We start from the raw sequence: 23,486 nt of genomic DNA on the forward strand, positions 1-23,486 counted from the left end.
TTGGCCGGATCATAGCCGAAGAAGGGCGCGACATCGATGATGTCGAGCGTCTGGGTCGCCAGGTCCGCCGTCAGCAGCAAGCGCCCATTGGGCAGCGACGCGGTAAAGCGCCCGGTCAGGTCGCTATCGCCAAAACGCCCCTTCAACCGGGTGAAGCGCCATTCGTCGCCCACCTTGGTCAAGGCCGAGGTAAAGCGATAGCGGCGCGTGTCGGGAATCGCCGCGCCCAGGAAATCGAAGAGCAAGCTGAGGTTCGGCCCGCGCGTCACCAGTTGCAGGTCGCTGCCTTCCAATTCGGTCGCGCCGCGCAGCGTGCCGGTGACATCGACCACCGTCGCGCCCGCTTCCGCGCGCAGCACCAAGCTGTTCTTGCCGCCCGATACCGTGGCGTTGGGGGACAACAAGCTGCCCTTGAGGTCGAACGGCTTGCCCCGCATGCTGCCCGTGCCCGACAGCCGCACGTCGCTCGCAAAGCGGGTGTCCTTCGCCTGCACCGTCTCGAACCCGATATCGGCGTTCAACTGCATCTGCGGATCGCGATAGCGCAGCGTCGTCCCCGCCAGCCGCGCCTGCCGGATCAGCGGCCATGTCATCGGCTCGCCATCCGAGTTCGGGTCGCCAAGCGTCCATGTATTCTGCTTGTGGTCGCGCGACCATTCCAGGTCCACCGCGCCATTGCGCAGTTCCAGCCACGACAGGCGCGCCCGGTCGCCGAAGAGCAGGCTGAACGGCGCGATCCGCGCGTCGATCAGGTCGGCGCGGAACAGGTCGGGCTGGCTCGCCCAGGGCAGGTTGGCGATGCGCGCCTTTTCCGCCAGCAGCTTGATGGAGAAGGGCGCGAAATAGAGCTGGAAATCGCCGCCCACGCGCACGTCGCGCTCCAACTGGCTGCCGACGATCTGCTCGAACGGCCGTTTGAGGAAGCGTCCTTTGGTGATGAACAGGATCAGCCAGATCGCAAAGAGAAAGCCCAGGATGCCAAGCAGGATCTTCACCGGCAGCGGCAATTTGCGCCACCGTTCGCGCGCGCGGGTCACATGATGACGCACGGCGGCACCGCGCCCGGCCGTCGGCCGCTCTGTCATTTCGGGCTCAGCATCGACCATCGCGCGCTCAACGCGCCAGCGCGTCAAATGGCTCCCGCGACCCCCAAAACGCGAATCGCTTGCCTTTTCCCCGGCCGCCCCTTATGGCGCGCCCTTCGCGATATTCAGTGGGACCGCCCGGCTAACTAGGGCTGCCGGGGCTGTCTGTAATCGTCGCGCTACGCAAAGGAGACGAAAATGCCCAAGCTCAAGACCAAGAGCGGTGTGAAGAAGCGCTTCAAGTTCACCGCTTCCGGCAAGGTCAAGCACGGCGTCGCTGGCAAGCGTCACCGTCTGATCAGCCACAACGCCAAATATATTCGCCAGAACCGTGGTACTTCCGTGCTGTCCGATGCCGACGTGGCTCACGTCCGCCTCTGGGCGCCCTACGGCCTCAAGTAAGGAGTAAGGGACAATGGCACGCGTAAAACGGGGTGTAACCACCCGCGCCAAGCATAAGCGGCTTCTGGTACAGGCGAAGGGCTATTATGGCCGTCGCAAAAATACCATCCGTATCGCCCGTCAGGCCGTCGAAAAGGCCGGCCAGTACGCTTACCGCGATCGCAAGGTCAAGAAGCGCAGCTTCCGTGGCCTGTGGATTCAGCGCATCAACGCGGGTGTCCGCGCTGAAGGCCTGACCTATTCGCAGTTCATGCATGGCTTGAAGCTCGCCGGTGTGCAGCTGGACCGCAAGGTTCTGGCCGACATCGCGATGCACGAAGGCGAGGCGTTCAGCGCCATCATCGCCCAAGCCAAGGCTGCCCTGCCCGCAGCCTAAGGTCGATCGATCGCAAGATCGTCAAAAGGGCGCCGGGGCAGATGCTTCCGGCGCCCTTTTTGTTTGGCTGGCGGACGGCAGTACATCCGTTCGTTTCGAGCGAAGTCGAGAAACGGGTAGAACCGACCTCGGCAAAGTCATACCTGCCCTATGCTATCGGCTTCTCGACTTCGCTCGAAGCGAACGGAAGAGGGAGTCGCTCTGAGGACCACCCCATGTCGCTGCATCTCTGGTGGCTCTATGTCACCGCCGTCTTCCTCATCTCCGCCACGCCGGGGCCGAACATGCTGCATGTGATGACGCAGAGCATCCAGCACGGACCGCGCAAGGCGATGGCGACGATGGCGGGGCTGATGAGCGCGGTGCTGCTGTGTCTCGCCGCCTCGGCGCTGGGCCTTGGCGCGCTGTTCAAAACCTCGCCGCGCCTGTTCGACATACTGCGCTATGCAGGTGTCGCCTATCTCGTCTGGCTGGGGATCAAGGCCTGGCGCGCCCCGGTCGGCGACGCCGCCGTCGCCGCTCCCGCCCGTTCGCACCACGCCCTCTTCGCCACGGGCCTGCTCACGGGCCTCTCCAACCCCAAGCTCATCATCTTCGCCGCCGCGCTCTTCCCCCAGTTCATCGACACCGACCGCCCCTTCGGCGTTCAGCTCACCATCCTGGTGCTGACCTTCGTGGTGATCGAGAGTTTCTGGTACAGCGTCTATGCACTCGGCGGCGTGCGCCTCGCCCGCTGGCTCGCGCCCGCCAGCCGCCAGCGACTCTTCAATCGCGCAACCGGCGTCATGTTCATCGGCTTCGGCGGCGCGTTGCTGGGCGCGCGGGCGTAGGTTAAACTTCTCAGTCCGTCACCCCCGCCTCTTATTTAGTCATTCCCGCTCTCTATTTCCGTCATCCCCGCCTCTCACTTTGTCATTCCCGCGAAGGCGGGAATCCATCTCCGGGCCTAGCCGATGCAGCGCGACTTCGATCCCACCGTCTACATATTGGCAAGCCACAAAAACGGCACTTTGTACGTCGGCGTCACCTCAAACCTGCTCCAACGCCTCTATCAGCATCGTTCGGGCTTGATCGATGGCTTCGCAAAAGACTACGGCATCCAGCGACTGGTCTGGTTTCAAAGCGGTGGATCGATGGAAGAGGCGATCCGACGTGAAAAGCAGATCAAGAAGTGGAACAGGCCATGGAAAATCAACCTGATCGAACAAGCCAATCCCGACTGGAGAGATTTGGCGGTCGATCTGGGATTTGATCCCTTGGAAAGTCGGCGCATCAATGGAGCGCCATGACATTTGGACAGGCGGGGAGATGGATTCCCGCCTTCGCGGGAATGACAGTAGATGACAGACATTAGCGCATTGAAAGCCGGGCTGATCGCCGACATCGACGCCGCCGACACGCCGGACGCGGTGGAAGCGTTGCGGGTGGGGGCCTTGGGCAAGAATGGGGTCATCACTGGCCTGCTCAAGACGCTGGGGCCGATGTCGCCGCAAGAACGGCTGGAACAAGGCCCGCCGATCCAGGATCTGCGCGAATCCGTCACCGCCGCCATTGCCGCGCGCAAGGCCGCGCTCGAAAGCGCCGCGCTCGACGCGCGCCTGGCGTCGGAAAAGATCGACATGACCCTGCCCGCCGATCTGGGGCCGCAAGGCAGCGTCCACCCGGTCAGTCAGGTCATGGATGAACTGGCCGAAATCTTCGCCGATCTGGGCTTCTCCGTCGCGACCGGGCCGGAGATTGAGGACGACTGGCATAATTTCACCGCGCTCAACATCCCCGAAACCCATCCCGCGCGCGCGATGCACGACACCTTTTACTTCCCCGACGAGGAGGGGCAGAAGCGGATGCTGCTGCGCACCCACACCTCGCCGGTTCAGATCCGCACGATGATGACGACGCCCCCGCCGATCCGCATCATCGCGCCCGGCCGCGTCTATCGCAGCGATAGCGACGCGACCCATACACCGATGTTCCACCAGATCGAAGGCCTCGTCATCGACAAGGGCATCACGCTCGGCCATCTCAAATGGACGCTGGAAACCTTTTTGAAGGCCTTTTTCGAACGCGAGGATATCGTCCTGCGCCTGCGCCCCAGCTACTTCCCCTTCACTGAACCCTCGGTCGAGGTCGATGTCGGCTATACGCTGACCAACGGCCAGCGCGTCATCGGCGGCGACGGCGATGCGCCCGATGGCGGCTGGCTCGAAGTGCTGGGCAGCGGCATGGTCAATCGCCGCGTGATCGAAAGCTGTGGCCTCGACCCCGACGAGTGGCAGGGCTTTGCCTTTGGTACCGGGGTCGACCGGCTTGCCATGCTCAAATATGGGATGAACGACTTGCGTGCCTTCTTCGACGGCGACCTGCGCTGGCTCAAACATTATGGCTTCTCCGCGCTCGACGTGCCCACGCTCAGCGGAGGAGTAGGCGCATGAAGTTCACGCTCAGCTGGCTCAAAACGCATCTCGCCACCGATGCCGACCTGGCGACGATCCTCAAGAAGCTCAACGCCATCGGCCTGGAGGTCGAGGGCGTCGAAAACCCCGCCGAAAAGCTCGCCGCGTTCAAAATCGCGCGCGTGCTGACCGCCGATCCCCATCCGCAGGCGGACAAGCTGCAAGTGCTGACGGTCAATCAGGGCGACGGCACCCCGCTGCAGGTCGTCTGCGGCGCGCCCAATGCGCGCGCAGGGCTGATCGGCGTGTTCGGGACGGAAGGCGCGGTCGTGCCGTCCAATGGCATGGTGCTGAAAAAGACCGCGATTCGCGGCGTCGATTCCAACGGCATGATGTGTTCCTCGCGCGAGCTGGAACTGGGCGACGATCATGACGGCATCATCGAACTGCCCGGCGACGCACCGGTGGGGCAGGTCTATGCCGATTGGGCGGGCCTCAACGACCCGGTCATCGACGTGTCGATCACCCCCAATCGCCAGGATTGCATGGGCGTGCGCGGCATCGCGCGCGATCTCGCCGCTGCTGGTCTTGGCACGCTCAACGCGCTGATCGTGCCGCCGATCGCCGGCGTCGGCCCCGGCCCGGACGTGCGCACCGACGATGCCGAAGGCTGCCCCGCTTTCTACGCGCGCACCGTGCGCGGCGTGACCAATGGCGCGTCGCCCGAATGGATGGCGCGGCGGCTCAAGGCCATCGGCCAGAAGCCGATCAGCACGTTGGTCGACATCACCAACTATATCATGATCGACCTTGGCCGCCCGCTGCACGTCTACGACATGGCGAGCCTCAAGGGCGGCCTGGTCGCGCGCAAGGGCAAGCCCGGCGAGCAGATATTGGCGCTCAACGGCAAGACCTACACCGTCGATGACACGATGACCGTGATCGCCGACGATACCGCCGTCCACGACATTGGCGGCATCATGGGCGGCGAACATTCGGGTGCGCAGGATGGCACGACCGACGTGCTGATCGAATGCGCCTATTTCACGCCCGAACGGATCGCGATGACGGGGCAGAAGCTGAGCCTCACCTCCGACGCGCGCGGCCGCTTCGAACGCGGGGTCGACCCCGCCTTCCTCGACGACGGCCTGTCGATCGCCACCAGCTTGGTCATCCATCTTTGCGGCGGCACGCCCAGCGAACCGACCCGCGCGGGCAGCCCCCCGCTCACCCCCAAGGTCATCGACTATGATCCCGACCAGTGCCTGGCGCTGGCCGGTGTCGATGTCCCCGCCGACGAACAGAAGCGCATCCTGACCAATCTCGGCTTCACCGTCACCGGCGAAGCGGCCAGCTTCGACTATCAGGACGGTATGCCCGTCAGCCTGCCCGGCTATTGGGCCGTCACCGTGCCCAGCTGGCGGCGCGACGTCGATGGCTGGCCGGACCTGGTCGAGGAAGTGGTGCGGATCGTCGGGCTGGACCATGTGCCCTCCACCCCATTGCCGCGTGTGCCGGGCGTCGCCCGCCCCACCGCCACGCCCGAACAACTGGTCGAACGGCGCGTGCGCCGCACGGCGGCTGCGCGCGGCCTGTCCGAAGCGATCAACTGGTCCTTCCTCTCCGAAAAGGAAGCCGCATCGGTCGGCGGCGGCGACTGGGTGCTGGCCAACCCGATCTCCGAAGACCTCAAGGTCATGCGCCCCTCACTGCTGCCCGGCCTGCTCTCGGCGACCCGCCGCAACATGGATCGTGGTGCCTCTTCGGTGCGCTTGTTCGAGCTTGGCCGCCGCTATTTCAAACAGGGCGAGCGCGCGACCGTGGGCTTCGTGCTGGCCGGCGATCAGTCCCCGCGCGGCTGGCAGACCGGCAAGGCGCAGCCTTTCTCTGCCTTCGATGCCAAGGGCGAAGTCGTCGCCCTGCTCGCGGCGGCGGGCGCGCCGGTCGCCAATCTGCAGAATTTCGGGGAGGCTTCCGGCGCTTATCATCCCGGCCAGTCGGGCACACTGCGCCTTGGCCCCAAGGTGATCCTCGCCGAATATGGCGTGCTGCACCCCGCCCTCGCCAAGCAGTTCGGCCTGACCGGCACGGTGGTGGCTGGCGAAATCTTCCTGGATGCCATCCCGGGCAAGCGCAAATCGGGCTTCATGCGCGCGCCCTACGCGCCGCCCGCGCTCCAGGCGGTGAAGCGCGACTTCGCCTTCGTCGTGCCGGAGCAGCAGGAAGCCGACGCGCTGGTCCGCGCAGTCAAGGGCGCGGACAAGAAGGCGATCGTCGATGCCCGCCTGTTCGACGTCTTCACCGGACCGGGCGTCGAGGAGGGCCATAAGAGCCTCGCCATCGAAGTCACGCTGCAGCCCGGCGACAAGAGCTTCACCCAGGATGATCTCGACGCGATCAGCGCCGCGATCGTGAAAGCTGCCCAGAAGCTGGGCGGCGTCCTGCGGGGGTAAATAGCCAGCCTGTTCCCCGGCGGAGGCCGGGGTCCAGTTCCACGCTCTGAACTGGACCCCGACCTTCGTCGGGGAACAGGCTCGAAACGGCTTACTTCTTATCGTCGTCCTTCTTGGGCTTCGCCACCACCGGCGGCGCGATCGGGGCGATCTTGCAGCCCTTGGCCGAAGCCAGCCCGCGCAGATAGCCGCGCCGCGCGATTCCCGCCGTCACCGCCGCCTGCAAGCGCCGCTCGGCCGGGGCCGCGCCGCTGATCTCGCGCACCAGCCCGCGGAACGGGATCAGCGAATTGACCACCGTCTTGCCGACCGCCGACGCGATCTTGCCGGTGCGATTTTCGTTCGCATCCTTGCCCGCGACGAAATCATCGCCCAGCACCGCGTTCAACTCGCCCAGCCCCCGGTTCAACCCGGTGCAGGTGCGCGACGGCGGCGACGCATAGGGATTCTCGACCGCCTTGAGCAGCACCGGCGGAATTTCGTCCTTCTCAAGCCCGATGTCGCGCACCGGCTGACTGGCAATCTCGCCCGCCCGGTCCAGCGTATCGTCCCTTGGCTTGTCCTTGTCCTGCGCCAGCGCGGTCCCCGACAACAGCAGGGACAGGGTGGCAGCAGCGATAAATGATTTCATGATATTTCTCCCGATCGCAAAACCAGCGACCAGGGGTTTCAGTTCCCAGACGAAACGATTGCCGGGGCAGACAGGCCCATGCCGCACCGCTATGGGGGGCGGGACAGCCCAGGAGCCGCCTTTGTCCGACGCCCTTATCGCCATCACCTCGCCCGCCTTGTCCGCCGCCATCAACCCCTTGGGAGCCGAACTCTGGTCGCTTCGGGACGCCGATGGCCGCGACCTGATGACCGATGCCGATCCGCGCTGGTGGACGGGCCACGCGCCCCTGCTCTTCCCCTTCGTCGGCCGGTCGCGCGGCGATGTCTATCGGCTGGACGGCCAGGACTATCCCATGCCGCAACATGGCTTCGCCCGCCGCAGCGCCTTCGCGGTCGTGGAGCAGGGCGACGACAGCGCGCTGTTCCGGCTGGAGGCGGACGATGCCAGCCGCGCCATCTATCCCTTCGATTTCCGCTTCGACATGGGTTTCGCGCTGACCGACGCCACGCTGCACATGACCGCCACCGTCGCCAATCGGGGCGAGACGGTCATGCCCTTCTCCTTTGGCTATCACCCCGCCTTCGCTTGGCCGCTCCCCTATGGCGGCAGCGTCGAGGAGCATCGCATCGTCTTTGAACATCCCGAACCCGCCCCCATCCGCAAAGTCGGCGACGAACCCGGCCTCATCGCCCACGAACACGCGCCCTCGCCGGTAGAGGGCGACAGCCTCGCCCCCACCCACGCGCTATTCGCGGGCGACGCGCTGATCTGGGATGACCTCGCCAGCCGATCGCTCCTCTGGGGCGTGCCCGGCCAGCCCCGGCTGCGGATCGACTTCCCCGATACCCCCTGGCTTGGTCTGTGGCAAAAGCCCGGCGCGCATTATCTGTGCGTCGAACCCTGGGCCGGGATGGCGGATCTGGTCGGGTTCGACGGCGACGTCTGGGCCAAGCAGGGCATCATGGCCCTCCCCCCCGGCAACGCCCGCAGCTTCCGCATGGACGTCAGCCTTGTGGACGTGTAACGGCGCAACTCAGTTTCCGTTCGGGCTGAGCGAAGTCGAAGCCTTCCACTGAACGCAGTGAAGTGCCTCGCCTCCGCTCGGCATGGCCCTTCTACTTCGCTCAGGGTGAACGGGTTTAGTTACTCCCGACCCAGAAAATCATCATGACCATCCCATCCCGCCGCACCTTCGCGATCATTTCCCACCCTGACGCCGGTAAGACCACGCTGACCGAAAAGCTGCTGCTGGAAGGCGGCGCGATCCATCTGGCGGGCGAGGTCAAGGCGCGCGGGCAGAACCGCCGCGCCCGGTCGGACTGGATGAAGATCGAACAGCAGCGCGGCATTTCCGTCACCTCCTCGGTCATGACGTTCGAGCGAACGCGCGATGGCGAAACCATCACCTTCAACCTGCTCGACACGCCGGGGCATGAGGATTTCTCCGAAGACACTTATCGCACCCTGACCGCCGTCGACAGCGCCGTTATGGTGATCGACGCGGCCAAGGGCATCGAGCCGCAGACGCGCAAATTGTTCGAGGTTTGCCGCCTGCGCAACCTGCCCATCATCACCTTCGTCAACAAGGTCGATCGCGAAGGCCGCGAAACCTTCGGCCTGCTCGATGAGGTCGCCGACCAGCTGCAGCTCGACGTCTGCCCGATGAGCTGGCCGGTCGGCATGGGCGGCGAATTTGAAGGCATTTACGACTTCGCCACCAACCGGCTGATGCAGCCGACCGGCCCGTCCAAGGAATTTGACGGCACCCGCCATCAGTTTACCGGCCTCGATGATCCCAAACTCGGCGACTTCCTCTCCCCCCGCGCGCTCGAACGGCTGCGCGAGGAAGCGGAGCTGTCGCAGGGGGGCTATGCCAGCTTCGACCTCGACCGCTATCGGCAGGGCGACCTGACCCCCGTTTATTTCGGCTCGGCGCTCAAATTGTTCGGCGTCACCGAATTGATCGACGCGCTCGCCGCCCATGCGCCGCCGCCGCGCGCGCAACCGGCCGAACCCGCCGCGGTCGAACCCGACGCCAGCGAAGTCACCGGCTTCATCTTCAAGGTGCAGGCCAATATGGACCCGCAGCATCGCGACCGCATCGCCTTCATGCGCCTCGTCTCAGGCAAGTTCAAACGCGGCATGAAGCTGACGCCGTCAGGCTCCGGCAAACCGCTCGCCGTCCATTCGCCGATCCTTTTCTTCGCGCAGGATCGCGAGCTGGCGGATGAGGCTTTCCCCGGCGACATTATCGGCATTCCCAATCATGGCGCGCTGCGCGTCGGCGATACGCTGTCGGAGAAGCCCGGCCTGCGCTTCACCGGCCTGCCCAATTTCGCGCCAGAAATCCTGCGCCGTGTGCAGTTGAAAGACCCGACCAAGACCAAGCAGTTGCGCAAGGCGCTGGACGACCTGTCCGAAGAGGGGGTGATCCAGGTCTTCTACCCCGAAATCGGCAGCCAATGGATCGTCGGCGTGGTCGGCCAGTTGCAGCTCGAAGTGCTGATCTCGCGCCTCGATGCCGAATATAAGGTTGCGGCCGTGCTGGAAGCCTCACCCTTCGACACCGCCCGCTGGATCGGCGGCGACGACGCGGCGATCAAGGAGATGGTCTCCTACAACAATGCCAATATGGCCAAGGACCGCGACGATAATCTCGTCTTCATGGCCAGAAGCGCCTGGGACATCGGCTACCAACAGGAACGCCACCCCAAAGTCACGTTCAGCGCCACACGCGAGCGGTAGGGCGGCTTGCGGCTACCCGCGTGACTGCAAGGTGGCACCATTGCCGACCGCCATCACCATAGACAGCCGCGGACCGGTTTGAGCGGTTCCGGGGCGGGGGTGCCGATGGATTGAAGCAGGTCGATCTCGATCGTGCGGCACATGGCGCTCATCGATACGTCGTGGACGGTGTTGGCGAAGGGATCGACCAGATCGTCGCCGATGCGCAGGACCGCGAGGAACATGAGGCCCGCCACGGTCGAGCCGAGCGGGGTGGCGAGGCCCAGCGTTTCGACCAGGCCGATCGGCAGGAAGATACAGAAAAGATGCGTGAATATCGTCGGTAGGTAGCGATATTGCACGGGCAACGGTGTGTTCTTGAGCCGCTCCATCCCGCCCTGGGCATTGGCGATGTCGACCAGCACCGCTTCCATCTGTGTCTGCTGGATCGTGTCGATCCAGCCTGCGCGCCGGGCCATGTCGATACGGCGGCCGGTGCTGTCGAGCAGGCCGTTGGCGGCATTGGTCCGCGCGAGCGCGAGCCCCTTGTCCTTTTCCTCCAGAAAGCGCGTAACATCCTCATCGAGAGGTTGCCGCCGCAACTGGCAGCGCAGCGCGTTCACATAGGCGATCTGGCGCTTGACGATCTCCCGCTTCATGTCGCGGCCATCGGGGTCAGGCAGGAAATTGCGGGTCGCGCGCGCAAGGCTGCGCGAGGCGTTGATCATCGCGCCCCACAGCATCCGCCCTTCCCACCAGCGTTGATAGGCCGAGTTCGAGCGAAAGCCGAGGAACAGGGCCAGCGCCGAGCCGAAGATGGTGAGCGGCAGCGAGGGTGCATTGAAGGGCAGTACATAATAAGTGAGAGTGACGACGCAGTCCCAGACGAACAATATCGTCAGCGGTTTCCAGACTTCGGAGGCCATGCGCCGCATGGAAGGAACGGGATCGACAATCATGGGGGTCTCCGGGAGAATGGACCGCGCCAACGCGAGAGGCGCGTAAAAGCTCCCTCGATACCATAGCGCAATGACTGGAAAGTCGTGCAACCGGCACCCCGACCGAGTGGTTGACCCGGAACGGTAGCCCAAAAGGATGAACCATTGACCGGCACGACACCCACGACAGGCACCGAAACCGGCCGGAAAAGCGCAGCGCTATCGCTGCAATGGCAGATGCTCGCGGGGTTCGGCATCGGCCTGCTATCGGGCCTCGCTGTCTATATGGCCGCACCCGATGCCCCTTGGGTCATGGGCGTCACCACCTATGTCACCGGGCCGATCGGCCAGATTTTCCTGCGGCTGTTGTTCATGCTGGTTATCCCATTGCTGGTATCGGCACTAATCGTCGGGATTGCGGAAATGGGCGAGATTCGGGCGTTGCGGCGCGTCGGGCTTCGCACGCTCGTCTATACGCTCATTGTGTCGGCCATCGCGGTGGCGGTCAGTCTGTTGGTGGTCGACCTGTTGCGGCCAGGCGCGGGCATCGATCCTGTCACTGCGCGCGCGATGCTGAGTGATGCGGAACCGGGAGCGCAGGCTATATTGAGCCGGGGCAGCGACGCACCGCAGGGGATCAATGCCTTCATCGCGATCGTGCCCGACAACATCATCGCGGCCATGGCGGGCAATGACATATTGGCGGTGATGGTCTTTTCGCTCTTCTTCGGCATCGGCCTGGTGCTGGTGCGGACGCCACAGACGCAGATGCTGCTGACCGCGATGGAGGGCGTGCTGGCGGTGACGATGCGGCTGATGGGGCTGGTCATCCGCCTCGCGCCGATCGCCATCGCCTGTTTCATGTTCAATCTGGCGTCGCAATTTGGCTGGGATTTGCTGATCCGGTTGTCGGCCTATGTCGGTGTGGTGCTGCTCGCGCTCGCGATCCAGATGTTTGGCGTCTATTCGCTGCTGATCGCCTTCATCGCCAAACGGTCACCGCTGCGCTTCTTCGCTGACGTGCAGGAGGCGACGGTCATGGCCTTTGCCACTGCCTCCTCCAATGCGACCTTGCCGACGGCGCTGCGCGTGGCGGAGGATAATCTGCGCCTGCCGCGCCGGATCGCCCGCTTCGTCCTCACCATCGGCGCGACCGCCAACCAGAATGGCACGGCGATGTTCGAGGGGATCACCGTGATCTTCCTCGCCCAGTTTTTCAGCATTGAACTAAGCATCCCGCAGCAGGTCATGGTGATGATGATGTGCATATTGGGCGGCGTCGGCACGGCGGGCGTGCCGGCCGGATCGCTGCCGGTCGTGGCGATGATCCTGGGGATGGTCGGCATACCGCCCGAAGGCATCGGGCTGGTGCTGGGCGTCGACCGATTGCTCGACATGTGCCGCACCGCGCTCAACGTCACCGGCGATCTGGTCGCGGCGACGGTGATCGCGGCAGGTGAGGAGGAAACGCCCCCCGTTGCCTCGTAGCCTTGCGGGAGGCGGTTCCCTAGCGAAGGCCGGAGCCCAATTATGACCGTGGGACTGGACCCCGGCCTTCGTGTTGAGTTCCGTCTGATTAGCGAGGGCGTCGTTTGGGGACTGGTATTTGAGGCATCGCAGCCTTGTACGGTTATAGTTCTGGACGGTTTGATGGAGGAAGGCATTTCTTTGGTCGTGAGACAGGAAGTGGTTTTTGCCGCGATTGGTACCGGCGCTGGGATGGTGTCGCAGGGCTTCGGCAAGACGCCGGTTGAAACGTTCGACCATGCCGTTGGTCTGGGGGTGGAAGGGCTTTGTGAGGCGATGCTCGATGGCGCGGTCCTGGCAGATGCGATCGAAGGGATGTCGTCCTGAAGGTTTGCCCTGGGGCTTGTCCTTCATATCGACGGCGAAGCGATCCGTGAACTCGGACCCATTGTCGGTGAGGATGGTGTGGACCTGATGGGGGAAGACTGCGAGGAATCGTTCGAGGCAGGCGGCGATGCTATGGGCATCGCGTTGCCGGACAATCTCGATATGGACGAAGCGGGTGGCGCGGTCGATGGCGACGAACACATAAGCGCGCTGGGCTTGCAGGCGGGTGAGATGCTTGAGGTCGATATGGATGAAGCCGCAGGGTGTGTCATCGGGGAAGCGGCGGCTGGGGCTAGGCTGGGCTGCGGGCTGGGGTCTTTGGGCCACGCCGATACGCTTCATGCAGCGGTGGATGGCGCTGCGCGAGAGGGTGGGATTGACGCACCGCTGCATGACCTGGACGATGTCGTCGAGGCTCAGGCCGATATCCTGCCGCAGTTCGCGAATGAGCGCTTCGTCGGTCGGCGAGGTGCTTTGTCCCAGCCTATGCCGGGTGTGCGATCCGTCGGTGACGCGATCTCTGGCTTTCCAGCGCCGCACGGTGGTTTCGCTGACACCGAGCTGGCGGGCCAATTGCGCCACCGACAGCGCGCTCGACTGGATCAAAGCCCGCGTCTTGGGCGTGGTTCGGGCATTAGCGTGCAAGTGGATCTGCATGATATCCTCGCTTGGCAAGATGGCGCAATCCAGCAGCCACTCCAAACAACTCTATACAAACAGACGGGATAAAACACGGAGGCCGGGGTCCAGTTCCACGCCCTGGACTGGACCCCGGCCTCCGCCGGGGAACTCTATCCGTGCCGCCAAAAGCTGCGCCATCACGTCGCGCAACTTACTCCACCCCAGCCCGCTGCTCCGCCATCCGCAAACTCAGCAAGCCCAGCAACTCGACCCCCACCTCGACCGCACCATCGGGCAACCCACCCAGCAATCCCTCGCGCACCTCCGCCAGCCGCGCCGCGATCTTCTCCGCCAGCGCCTTGCCCGCCTCTGTCAGCGCCAGCCGATTGGATCGTTTGTCATCAGGGTCGGCGATCCGCTCGATCCACCCGGCGATCTGCAACTGGTCCAGGGTCCGCACCAGCGAGGGCGGGCTGATATCCAGCAACAATGCCAGCTCCGCCTGTCGCGGCGGCTCCTCAAGCTGATCGAGATGCATCAGGCACCATCCCGCGCTGCTCGACACGCCGAACTGCGCCAGCGCCGCATCCCCCATCTGCCGCCAGCCGCGCGCGACCGGAGCCAGCAGATGCAGCAAAGCCAATTCCTGTTCCGCGTCCGCCATAATGATTAGATAGCTAACTAATCAATTTGGCACAAGTCGCAACCTATGTCCGCATCGCTGTCCGCTTTAGGGGTCCGGGCCTCGCCCGAACCCCCAACCGGTCAGGCCCGCCGCGTCCCCGTAAAGGCCGAAGCCCCGAACGCGCCCAGCTGCATCGTGCCCGTAATCGCGTCACCGCTGACCGTCGCTTCGCATTCCAGCGTCATCGGCATCGGCATGGTCATCTCCATCTTCCAGGTCAGCACGTCGCCCGCGACCTTGCCATCGACCACGTCCAGCGATCCCATCATTCCGGCAAAGGTGCCATTGAACCGATCACCATTGCTGATGACGGTGAAGACGCCATTCTGGTCGCCCATCGGCGTCTTGGCCACGCAATCATAAGCGCCATCGACAGTTGCCATCTCATTCACTCCTTTAGGCTTTTTCTCAATCAGCCAATGTGCCGGTTTCGACCGGCAAGCCCACCGCGTCAAGCTGTGGCCGCACCAGTTTCGCGTCGCCCACCACGACCCAGATCAGCCCGTCGGCGTTGATCGCCTCGCGCGCTGCCTTGTCGAAATCGGCCGCCGTCATCGCCCGGTAGATTTTGGGCAGCGTCTCGTAGAAATCATCCGCCCGGCCGATCAGGTCGTTGCGCATCATCGCCCCCAGCAGGTCGGACGAGGTTTCGAAACTGCCCGGCAAGGACAGGATTTGTCCGTTGATCGTCTGGTCGCGCTCCGCCTGGGTCGTGCCCTTGGTCGTCAGGAAATCCTTGATGTCCTGCCGCGCCGCGATGATCGACTCGCCCGTCTTGTCGCTCTGCACCGGCGCATAGACCAGCAGCGGGATCGTGTCCTTGACGCCGGGCAGTGCCGTCCCCGCGCCATAGGCCCAACCCTTGGTCTCGCGCAGGTCCATGGTCAGCCGCGACGTCGTGCTGCCGCCCAGCACCTCGTTGGCGGACTGGAGCGTCACCGGATTGTCGGTGCCCTTCTTGGCGGTCAGCACCCCGGCCAGGATCATCGACTGCGGGCTTTGCGGCTTGTCGATCAGGATGATCCGCGCCGGGCGCGCCATCCGGTCCATGCGGAACAGCTTGGTCCCCTTCGCCGCCACCGGGGCCTTCCAGTCGCCAAAGCGCTTTTCCAGCAGGGGCAGCAATTCAGCCAGGGTCGTGTCGCCGGTCACGAAAATCTTGGCATTGTCGGGCCGCAGCCAGCCGTCATGGAAGGCGACCAGATCGGCCCGCGTCACCGCCTTGACCCCGCTCTCGGTGCCCGACCCGGTGAAGGGAATGCCATAGGGATGCGCCGTGCCATAGAGCAGAGGCGGCAGCATCCGCTGGGCAATCGCCATCGGCTCGGTCTTCTCCGCCGCGATCCGGGTCAGCATCTGACCACGCAGCCGCTCGACCTCCGCCGGGGCAAAGGCCGGATTGCGCACCACATCGGCCAGCAAGCCAAGCGAGGCATCCAGATTGGGCTTGAGCGCGAACAGGCCGACCGTGGTGCGATCCATGCTGTTGCCCGCGCTCACCGCCGCGCCCAGCCGCTCCTGTTCCTGCGCGATGGTGAGCGAACTGCGGGTCTTGGTCCCTTCGTCCAGCAACGCCGTGGTCAGCGCCGCCGTGCCCAGCTTCGTCCGGTCATCGGCGGCATTGCCCGCATCGAACGCCACCGACACCCGCACCGTCGGCACCGTGGCGCGGCGCGCGAAGACGACCGGAATGCCGTTGCTGAGCTTGGCATGTTCGAACGGCGGAAAGTCGAGGTCAGCGACCGGCTCGATTGGCGGCTCGGCAATCTTGGTCGGCTTGGGCGGCGTTGCGGCCGTGGGCGCAGGCGCATCGGGATCGCGGAAATAAGCGGGTTGCATCGTCGCATTGCCCGCCAGCGCATTATCCGCCGCCGTCCGCTCGCCCGGTGCCACCGTCAGGCGGAACACGGGCCGTCCCAGCCATTTGCGCGCGGCTTCCGTCACCTGTGCCGGGGTCGCAGCGGCATACGCGGCCAGATCCTTCTTGTAGGTCGCCGGGTCATCCGAATAGACCGCCCCCTCGGCCAGCGTCACCGCCTTGCCGGAAAAGCCGCCGACTTGCTCCAGGCCCGAAATCGTCCCCGCCACCCGCTGGGTCGCGGCGCGCTGCACCTCGTCGGCGCTTGGCCCCTTGGCCAGATAATCGGCCAGCAGTTGGTCGAGCCGCTTGCCCACCGCCACCGCATCTTCACCCGGCTTCACGTCCACCGTGATCTCGGCGATGCTCAGCTTCTCGAACGGCTGGACATTGGCCTTGACGCCCACCGCCACCTTCTCGTCGCGCACCAGCGTCGTATAGAGCCGCGACGATCCCAGCCCGCCAAAAACCGATAGCGCGAGGTCAAGCGCAGGCAGGTCCGCGCTATTGACACCCGGCACCACCCAGTTGCGATAGAGCCGCGTCGCCGCGACATTATCCTTCATCAACTTCTCGACATCCTTGTCGAGCGTCGGCACGGTCGCGTCCACATCCTGGGGCGGCGGGCCAGCCGGGATATTGCCGAACCAGCGTTCCACCTTCTTCTTCGCGGTCGCCATGTCGATATCGCCCGCCAGCACCAGCACCGCATTGTTCGGGCCATAATGCGTCTTGAACCACATCTGCACATCAGCGAGGCTCGCGGCATTCAGATCCGCCATCGACCCGATGGTGGAGTGGCGATAGGGATGGCCTTCGGGCAGCAAAGCGGCGAGCTGCGCATATTCGACCAGGCCATAGGGCTGGTTCTCGCCCATCCGCTTTTCATTCTGGACGACGCCACGCTGGGTATCCAGCTTCGCCTGCGTCACCGCGCCCAGCAAATGCCCCATCCGGTCCGATTCCAGGAACAGCGCCCGGTCGAGCGCGCCGGTTGGCACCGTCTCGAAATAATTGGTGCGATCGAACCAGGTCGTCCCGTTCCAATCGGTCGCGCCGATATCCTCCAAACGCCCGAAGAACGGCCCATCGGCATTTTCCGAGCCATAGAACATCAGATGCTCGAACAAATGCGCAAAGCCGGTCTTGCCCGCAGGCTCGAAGCGCGACCCGACATGATACCAGACCGACACCGCCACCACCGGCGCCTTGCGGTCGGTATGGACGATGACGCGCAGCCCGTTCTTCAGCGTGAACTCTTCATAGGGAATATCGACCGCCGACACTAGGCTGGAAAGCGGCGCAGGCGCGGCGACGGCGGCCGCACCCTGCGCCAGCGCCTCCGTCACGGGCGTCATCGCCAGCATGGACAGGCCGATCAGCAGGGGCAGGCGGCGCGGCAGGGAAGACAGGATCATGAAGGAGCCTTCTGACAAAAGCAGCGGGGTGAAACCGCCCGCAGGATGGCGCTAGAATAGCGGGGCGTTTTAGCAGCGCAATACGCATACGGCTGGACAGCGCGAACCGCGACGATAGGTTCCGCTCCATCATCGACGTTAAAAGAGTAACCCATGCGCCTTCGCCTCCCCGTCCTCGTCTCCCTGATCGCCCTCGCCGCGCCCGCCATCGCGCAGGAACCGACCTTCTCCCCCGATGCGATCCGCGCCGACGTGGCATTCCTCGCCGACGACCTGCTCGAAGGACGCGACGCGGGCACGCGCGGCTATGACATCGCCGCCCGCTACGTCGCCGCCCGATTTGCGGCGCTCGGCCTGACTCAGGCGGTCAAGGATAGCTGGTATCAGCCGGTCACGCTGGCATTGGCTGATCTCGACAAGAGCGCGCCCGCCGCGCTCTCCATCGGCGGCCAGCGTTTCGCCAATGGCACCGATGTCGCGATCGGCGGCTTTGGTCGCGAAGCCAGGCAGAGCATCGCTGCCGGGGCCGTGTTCGTCGGCTATGGCCTGCAATCGGATCGCGAAAAGATCGACGATTATGCCGGGCTGGACCTCAAGGGCAAATTCGCGGTCGCCCTGTCCGGCTCGCCCGTCGGCATGCCCAGCGAAGTCGGCGCGCATCTTGCCGCTGAAAAGGCGCTGGCGGCGCAGAAGGCCGGGGCCATCGGCCTCATCACTCTGCCCAGCCCCAGCCTGCTCGCCCGCATGCCCTGGGACAAGCTGCGCGAGCGCAGCAACGATCCGGTCGTCAGCTGGATCGATGGCCAGGGCCAGCCTTATGTCCGCACCCCCGCCATCCGCGCCACGGCCACGGTCCACGGCCCGGCCGCAGACGCGCTCTTCGCCGGATCGCGCGGCAATCTCGCCGCCATCATGAAGCAAGCGGCCAAGAAGGGCGGGCGCCCCAAGGGCTTTGCCCTCAAGCCGCTCGTCACGCTGGAGCGCGCCAGTTCCGTCAGCACGGCCCCTTCGGCCAATGTGCTGGCAGTACTGCCCGGCTCCGATCCGGCGCTCGCCCATGAATATGTGCTGCTGATGGCCCATCTCGACCATAATGGCGTCAAGCAGAGCGCGAAGGGCGACGACAAAATCTATAATGGCGCGATGGACAATGCGTCGGGCACCGCCACCATGCTGGCGGTGGCGAAGGCCTTTGCGCAAGGCGGCGCACGGCCCAAACGCTCGATCCTGTTCGCTGCCGTCACCGCGGAAGAGGACGGCCTGCTCGGCTCGCAATATCTCGCCAAACATCCGGTCCTGCCCGCAGGCGGCAAGCTGGTCGGCGTCGTCAATCTCGACATGCCGATCCTGACCTATGATTTTCAGGATGTCGTGGCCTTTGGCGCGGAACATTCGACGCTCGGCCCGATCGTCGACCGCGCCGCCCAATCGGTCGGCGTCGCCCTCTCGCCCGATCCGCTGCCTGCCGAAGGCCTCTTCACCCGTTCCGACCATTATCGCTTCGTGCAGGAAGGCGTGCCCGCCGTGTTCCTGATGACCGGTTTCGCCGGGCCAGGCAAAGCCGCGTTCGAACATTTCCTCAAGACCCAATATCACCAGCCATCCGACCAGATCGACCTGCCCTTCAACTGGGATGCCGCCGCGAAATTCGCCCGCGTCAACTATGCCATCGCCCGCCAGATCGCCGACGCGCCGGAAGCACCATGCTGGTATGCGCAGGATTTCTTCGGCGACGCCTTTGCCGCTGAGCAGCCCAAGGCCCCGATGCCCAAATAAGTCACGCGCCTGCGGAAATTGCGTATCGCCCCTTGTGTGGTTTTTGGGCAACACCACATGAGGGGCAGCACCACGAAGGGCATGTTATGAACCTCGAAAAATTCACCGACCGCGCCAAAGGTTTCCTGCAATCGGCGCAGACTGTCGCGATCCGCATGAACCATCAGCGGATCAGCCCGGACCATCTGTTGAAGGCGCTGCTGGAGGATGAGCAGGGCATGGCATCGGGCCTCATCAAGGCCGCTGGCGGCGACGCGCCCACGGCGCTGCGCGAAACCGACGCGGCGCTGGCGAAAATCCCCGCCGTGTCGGGCAGCGGCGCGCAACAGACGCCGGGCCTCGACAATGACATAGTGCGCGTGCTGGACTCGGCCGAACAAGTCGCAGCCAAGGCGGGCGACAGCTTCGTCACGGTCGAGCGGCTGCTCCTCGCGCTCACGCTGGCCACCACCACGGCGGCGGGCAAGGCGTTGGCGGCTGCCGGCGTGAAGCCCGAAGCGCTCAACGCCGCGATCAACAGCCTGCGCCAGGGCCGCACCGCCGACACGGCGGGCGCGGAGGATCGCTATGACGCGCTCAAGAAATTCGCCCGCGACCTGACGCAAGCCGCGCGTGACGGCAAGCTCGATCCCGTTATCGGCCGCGACGAAGAAATCCGCCGCACTGTCCAGATTCTCGCCCGCCGGACCAAGAACAACCCCGTCCTGATCGGCGAACCGGGTGTCGGCAAGACCGCCATCGCCGAAGGGCTGGCGCTGCGCATCGCCAATGGCGACGTGCCCGACACGCTCAAGGACCGCACGCTGATGGCGCTCGACATGGGCGCGTTGATCGCGGGCGCCAAATATCGCGGCGAGTTCGAGGAACGGCTAAAGGGCGTGCTGGACGAAGTGAAGGCCGCCGAGGGCCATGTCGTCCTCTTCATCGACGAAATGCACCAGTTGATCGGCGCGGGAAAATCCGAAGGCGCGATGGACGCGGGCAATCTCTTGAAGCCCGCCCTCGCGCGCGGTGAGTTGCACTGCATCGGCGCGACCACGCTCGATGAATATCGCAAATATGTCGAGAAAGACCCTGCGCTCCAGCGGCGGTTCCAGCCCGTATTCGTCGGCGAACCGACGGTCGAGGACACCATCTCGATCCTGCGCGGCCTCAAGGAAAAATATGAACTGCACCATGGCGTGCGGATCACCGACGGCGCGATCGTGTCGGCGGCGACGCTCTCCAACCGCTACATCACCGACCGCTTCCTGCCCGACAAGGCGATCGACCTGATGGACGAGGCCGCCTCGCGCCTGCGCATGGAGGTGGAGTCCAAGCCCGAAGAAATCGAAAATCTTGATCGCCGCATCATCCAGCTCAAGATCGAGCGGGAAGCGCTCAAGAAGGAAAGCGACCAGCCATCCAAGGACCGGCTGTCCGCGCTGGAGGCCGACCTTGCCAATCTGGAGCAGCAATCGAGCGAACTGACCAGCCGCTGGCAGGCGGAAAAGGACAAGATCGCAGGCGAGGCCAAGATCAAGGAACAGCTCGACGCCGCCCGGCTCGAACTGGAACAGGCGCAACGCGCGGGCGACCTCGCGAAGATGAGCGAGCTGTCCTACGGCACCATCCCGGCGCTGGAAAAGCGGCTGGCCGAAGCGGCTACCGCGTCGGAAGGCGCGATGCTGCGCGAGGAAGTGACCGCCGAAGACATCGCTGGCGTCGTCGCCCGCTGGACCGGCATCCCGGTCGAACGGATGCTGACCGGCGAGCGCGAGAAATTGCTCGCCATGGAAGACACGCTGGGCAAGCGCGTCATTGGCCAGGCTCATGCCGTCCGCGCCGTATCGACCGCCGTGCGCCGCGCCCGCGCGGGTCTGCAAGACCCCAACCGGCCGCTTGGCAGCTTCCTGTTCTTGGGGCCGACGGGCGTCGGCAAGACCGAACTGACCAAGGCGCTGGCCGGTTTCCTGTTCGATGACGACAACGCCATGGTCCGCATCGACATGAGCGAGTTCATGGAGAAGCACAGCGTCGCCCGGCTGATCGGCGCGCCTCCGGGCTATGTCGGCTATGAGGAAGGCGGCGTTTTGACCGAAGCCGTGCGCCGTCGCCCCTATCAGGTCGTTCTGTTCGATGAGGTCGAGAAAGCCCATGGCGACGTGTTCAACATCCTGCTCCAGGTGCTGGACGATGGCCGCCTGACCGATGGGCAGGGCCGCACGGTCGATTTCACCAACACGATCATCGTGCTGACATCGAATCTGGGCAGCCAATATATTGCGGGCCTCGCCGATGATGAAGCGGTCGAAAAGGTCGAGGATCAGGTGATGGAGGTCGTGCGCGGCCATTTCCGGCCTGAATTCCTCAACCGGCTGGATGAGGTCATCCTGTTCCACCGCTTAGGGGCCGCGCATATGGCCCCGATCGTCGACATTCAGGTCGCACGGGTCGGCAAGCTGCTCAAGGACCGCAAGATCATCCTCGACCTGACCGACGGCGCCCGCGCCTGGCTCGGCCGCGTCGGCTATGATCCGGTCTATGGCGCGCGCCCCTTGAAGCGGGCGGTGCAACGCTATCTCCAAGACCCCCTGGCCGACATGATCCTGCGCGGCCAAGTGCCCGACGGATCGACGGTGCGGGTCGAAGATGGTGATGGCGCGCTGGTGCTGGGGGTCAGCTAAAGGACGAGGGCGTTGCGATCGGCAACGCCCTTCCCGATTCGGGTCAGCCGTTTGGGTTCATGCCTGCCCGGCTGCGGGTGATCATGTCATCGGCGTCGCGGTTCTGCTGTTCTGCACTCGCGCGCCATTCCGCATTGGTCTTGCAGACCCGCTCCTTCTGAACCAGCGACCCGGTGACGGCAAAGCGCTTGCAGCGCACAGCGTCGGGGTGATTCCGGTCCAATTTCGGCTTTTCCTGTGCAACGGCAGGCAGGGCGATCATGAACAGGGTCGATGCAATTACGGTCTTCAAAACATGCATGGTCAATTCTCCCAAAAGATCGGCCATCCGCCCCGTCTCTTCTGCGGGCTACGCCTTGGCCGACCGCTTAGTCGCCAAAGCGGGGATGGATTATCCTGCTGGCGTCGGCTGAGACATAGAATTGCGGCAAGAGCAGCGGTGGCGCAAGTGCGAAATGGGATGATGATGCGCGATCTATGGATCCAACCGCGAAGATTTGGCCGATCCTGTGGCGCAGCTTGTGCCGCATAGGCGGTCATGCCTACAATCCGGGTCATGACTGCTGCCCTCCCCTCTATAGATGACGTCATGACCAGCGCGGAGTGGCTCGCGCACCGTTATGATCCGGGGCATGACGCCTTTCACATGCTGCCGGTTGCGCGGGCGCGCCATGCTGCCGTTCCGTTCCTGACCGACGAATATCTCGTGCCGACACAAGCGCCTATGGTGTTGCGCCGAGCTGACGCCATGGAACGCGCCGCGCCGCCAGCACCCATCCACTTCATCTTTCATTCGGCCTATTGCTGCTCAACGTTGCTAGCCGCCGCCTGCGACATGCCCGGTACAGCCATGGGCGTGAAGGAACCCGTCCTGCTCAACGACTTGGTGGGCTGGCGATACCGCGGCGCGAAGGGGCCGGACGTCGCGCGCATATTGGATGATGCGTTGCGTCTGCTCGCCCGCCCATTTGGTCCCGGCGAAGCCGTCATCATCAAGCCTTCCAATATCGTCAATCCCCTGATGCCCGCGATCATGAGCCTGCGCCCGGAGGCCCGTGCCTTGCTGCTCCACGCGCCGCTCGACGCTTATCTTGGTTCGATCGCGCGCAAGGGGATGTGGGGACGGCTGTGGGTGCGCGACCTCTTCGGCAAGCTGGCGCGTGAAGGGATGCTGGGGGGGCTGGGCATCGCGCCTGCCGACTATCTGGGGCTGACGGACATCCAGGTCGCAGCAGCCGGATGGCTCGCGCAGCAGCAGCAGTTCCAGATGGTGACCCAGCATTTGGGCCAGCGCGTGGCGACGCTGGACAGCGAGACATTGGTGGCGCGTCCGTCGGACAGCCTGGCGGCTTTGGCCAGATTGTTCGGCCTGAACATCACGGCGGAACGGATCAAGTCCATCGTTGAAGGACCGGTCTTTGCGCGCGACGCCAAAATGGGACGTGATTTCGCGCCCGGTCAGCGCGCGCAGGAAGCGCGGCTGGGGTTGGACATGCATCGCGAGGAAGTCGAAAAAGTCAGCCAATGGGCTGTGTTGCTTGCAAACAACGCCGACATCCCGCTGACATTGCCGCTGCCATTGCTGGGCTAGATACTGGGCCATAACGGCGACCTGGCGTCAGAA

General features: G+C 64.5%; 19 protein-coding genes and 1 pseudogene. 12 read left to right on the plus strand and 8 right to left on the minus strand.

All coding sequences use genetic code 11. From position 1 onward, the window contains the following. Window positions 1-1,106 (minus strand): AsmA family protein (locus IL54_RS08610; RefSeq protein ID WP_443211295.1); only part of this gene is annotated, 1,106 nt, incomplete at its 3' end. 177 nt (window positions 1,107-1,283) lie between these two features. Here IL54_RS08610 and rpmI point away from each other — a divergent pair. The 6 genes from rpmI to pheT all read left to right on the plus strand — a co-directional run bounded on the left by rpmI (window position 1,284) and on the right by pheT (window position 6,709). Further along, the gene (rpmI, locus tag IL54_RS08615; protein WP_004208916.1) at window positions 1,284-1,487 is read left to right on the plus strand and encodes a 50S ribosomal protein L35; all 204 of its coding nucleotides are present in this window, start codon (window positions 1,284-1,286) and stop codon (window positions 1,485-1,487) included. A gap of 13 nt (window positions 1,488-1,500) precedes the next feature. Next, the gene (rplT, locus tag IL54_RS08620; RefSeq protein WP_037474806.1) at window positions 1,501-1,863 is read left to right on the plus strand and encodes a 50S ribosomal protein L20; all 363 of its coding nucleotides are present in this window, start codon (window positions 1,501-1,503) and stop codon (window positions 1,861-1,863) included. A gap of 215 nt (window positions 1,864-2,078) precedes the next feature. Further along, window positions 2,079-2,693 carry a LysE family translocator gene (locus tag IL54_RS08625; protein WP_037474807.1) on the plus strand — a complete coding sequence of 205 codons (615 nt, stop codon included), beginning with the start codon at window positions 2,079-2,081 and terminating at the stop codon, window positions 2,691-2,693. A 123-nt stretch (window positions 2,694-2,816) separates the two neighbouring features. Beyond that, complete coding sequence (locus IL54_RS08630; RefSeq protein WP_037474808.1) at window positions 2,817-3,152, plus strand: GIY-YIG nuclease family protein; 336 nt, start codon at window positions 2,817-2,819, stop codon at window positions 3,150-3,152. A gap of 51 nt (window positions 3,153-3,203) precedes the next feature. Then, window positions 3,204-4,295, plus strand: coding sequence for a phenylalanine--tRNA ligase subunit alpha (gene pheS, locus IL54_RS08635; RefSeq protein ID WP_037474810.1), 1,092 nt, complete (start codon window positions 3,204-3,206; stop codon window positions 4,293-4,295). Beyond that, window positions 4,292-6,709, plus strand: coding sequence for a phenylalanine--tRNA ligase subunit beta (pheT, locus tag IL54_RS08640; protein ID WP_037474812.1), 2,418 nt, complete (start codon window positions 4,292-4,294; stop codon window positions 6,707-6,709). The genes pheS and pheT overlap by 4 nt, the downstream gene beginning before the upstream one ends. Before the next feature lie 91 nt (window positions 6,710-6,800). On the opposite strand, the gene IL54_RS08645 is transcribed toward pheT, so the two are convergent. After that, window positions 6,801-7,340: a hypothetical protein gene (locus IL54_RS08645; protein WP_037474814.1), complete on the minus strand. Its 540-nt coding sequence runs from the start codon at window positions 7,338-7,340 to the stop codon at window positions 6,801-6,803. Window positions 7,341-7,461: 121 nt separating this feature from the next. Here IL54_RS08645 and IL54_RS08650 point away from each other — a divergent pair, with 121 nt between their 5' ends. Together IL54_RS08650 and IL54_RS08655 are read left to right on the plus strand one after the other, a co-directional pair. Further along, entirely contained in the window at window positions 7,462-8,346 is an 885-nt protein-coding gene (locus IL54_RS08650; RefSeq protein WP_037478176.1) for an aldose 1-epimerase family protein, read from the plus strand. Window positions 8,347-8,489: 143 nt separating this feature from the next. After that, window positions 8,490-10,067: a peptide chain release factor 3 gene (locus IL54_RS08655; protein ID WP_037474817.1), complete on the plus strand. Its 1,578-nt coding sequence runs from the start codon at window positions 8,490-8,492 to the stop codon at window positions 10,065-10,067. 53 nt (window positions 10,068-10,120) lie between these two features. Here IL54_RS08655 and IL54_RS08660 read toward each other — a convergent pair whose 3' ends face one another. Further along, complete coding sequence (locus tag IL54_RS08660; protein WP_037474822.1) at window positions 10,121-11,005, minus strand: bestrophin family protein; 885 nt, start codon at window positions 11,003-11,005, stop codon at window positions 10,121-10,123. A gap of 216 nt (window positions 11,006-11,221) precedes the next feature. On the opposite strand from IL54_RS08660, the gene IL54_RS08665 reads away from it, so the two are divergent. Continuing rightward, entirely contained in the window at window positions 11,222-12,472 is a 1,251-nt protein-coding gene (locus IL54_RS08665) for a dicarboxylate/amino acid:cation symporter (RefSeq protein ID WP_052027768.1), read from the plus strand. A gap of 189 nt (window positions 12,473-12,661) precedes the next feature. Here IL54_RS08665 and IL54_RS25890 read toward each other — a convergent pair. From IL54_RS25890 to IL54_RS08690, 4 genes and pseudogenes are all read right to left on the minus strand, one after another. After that, a pseudogene (locus tag IL54_RS25890) lies at window positions 12,662-13,495 on the minus strand (DDE-type integrase/transposase/recombinase); the annotation flags it as partial. Window positions 13,496-13,670: 175 nt separating this feature from the next. After that, the gene (locus IL54_RS08680) at window positions 13,671-14,123 is read right to left on the minus strand and encodes a MarR family winged helix-turn-helix transcriptional regulator (protein WP_037474833.1); all 453 of its coding nucleotides are present in this window, start codon (window positions 14,121-14,123) and stop codon (window positions 13,671-13,673) included. Window positions 14,124-14,224: 101 nt separating this feature from the next. Further along, the gene (locus IL54_RS08685; RefSeq protein ID WP_037474835.1) at window positions 14,225-14,527 is read right to left on the minus strand and encodes a hypothetical protein; all 303 of its coding nucleotides are present in this window, start codon (window positions 14,525-14,527) and stop codon (window positions 14,225-14,227) included. 25 nt (window positions 14,528-14,552) lie between these two features. Continuing rightward, window positions 14,553-17,420 carry a M16 family metallopeptidase gene (locus IL54_RS08690; RefSeq protein ID WP_037474838.1) on the minus strand — a complete coding sequence of 956 codons (2,868 nt, stop codon included), beginning with the start codon at window positions 17,418-17,420 and terminating at the stop codon, window positions 14,553-14,555. Window positions 17,421-17,573: 153 nt separating this feature from the next. Between IL54_RS08690 and IL54_RS08695 the strand changes: the two genes are divergently transcribed. Beyond that, window positions 17,574-19,196 carry a M28 family metallopeptidase gene (locus IL54_RS08695; RefSeq protein WP_037474840.1) on the plus strand — a complete coding sequence of 541 codons (1,623 nt, stop codon included), beginning with the start codon at window positions 17,574-17,576 and terminating at the stop codon, window positions 19,194-19,196. A gap of 86 nt (window positions 19,197-19,282) precedes the next feature. Beyond that, a complete protein-coding gene (gene clpB, locus IL54_RS08700) occupies window positions 19,283-21,862 on the plus strand; it encodes an ATP-dependent chaperone ClpB (RefSeq protein WP_037474842.1) in 2,580 nt (859 codons plus the stop codon). Between the two features lie 43 nt (window positions 21,863-21,905). Here the strand turns inward: clpB and IL54_RS08705 are convergent, their stop codons facing one another. Next, window positions 21,906-22,124: a hypothetical protein gene (locus IL54_RS08705; RefSeq protein WP_409593673.1), complete on the minus strand. Its 219-nt coding sequence runs from the start codon at window positions 22,122-22,124 to the stop codon at window positions 21,906-21,908. A gap of 327 nt (window positions 22,125-22,451) precedes the next feature. On the opposite strand from IL54_RS08705, the gene IL54_RS08710 reads away from it, so the two are divergent. Continuing rightward, complete coding sequence (locus tag IL54_RS08710; protein ID WP_237748825.1) at window positions 22,452-23,453, plus strand: hypothetical protein; 1,002 nt, start codon at window positions 22,452-22,454, stop codon at window positions 23,451-23,453. Window positions 23,454-23,486 lie beyond the last annotated feature (33 nt).

The organism is Sphingobium sp. ba1, assembly GCF_000743655.1.
Lineage (GTDB): Bacteria > Pseudomonadota > Alphaproteobacteria > Sphingomonadales > Sphingomonadaceae > Sphingobium.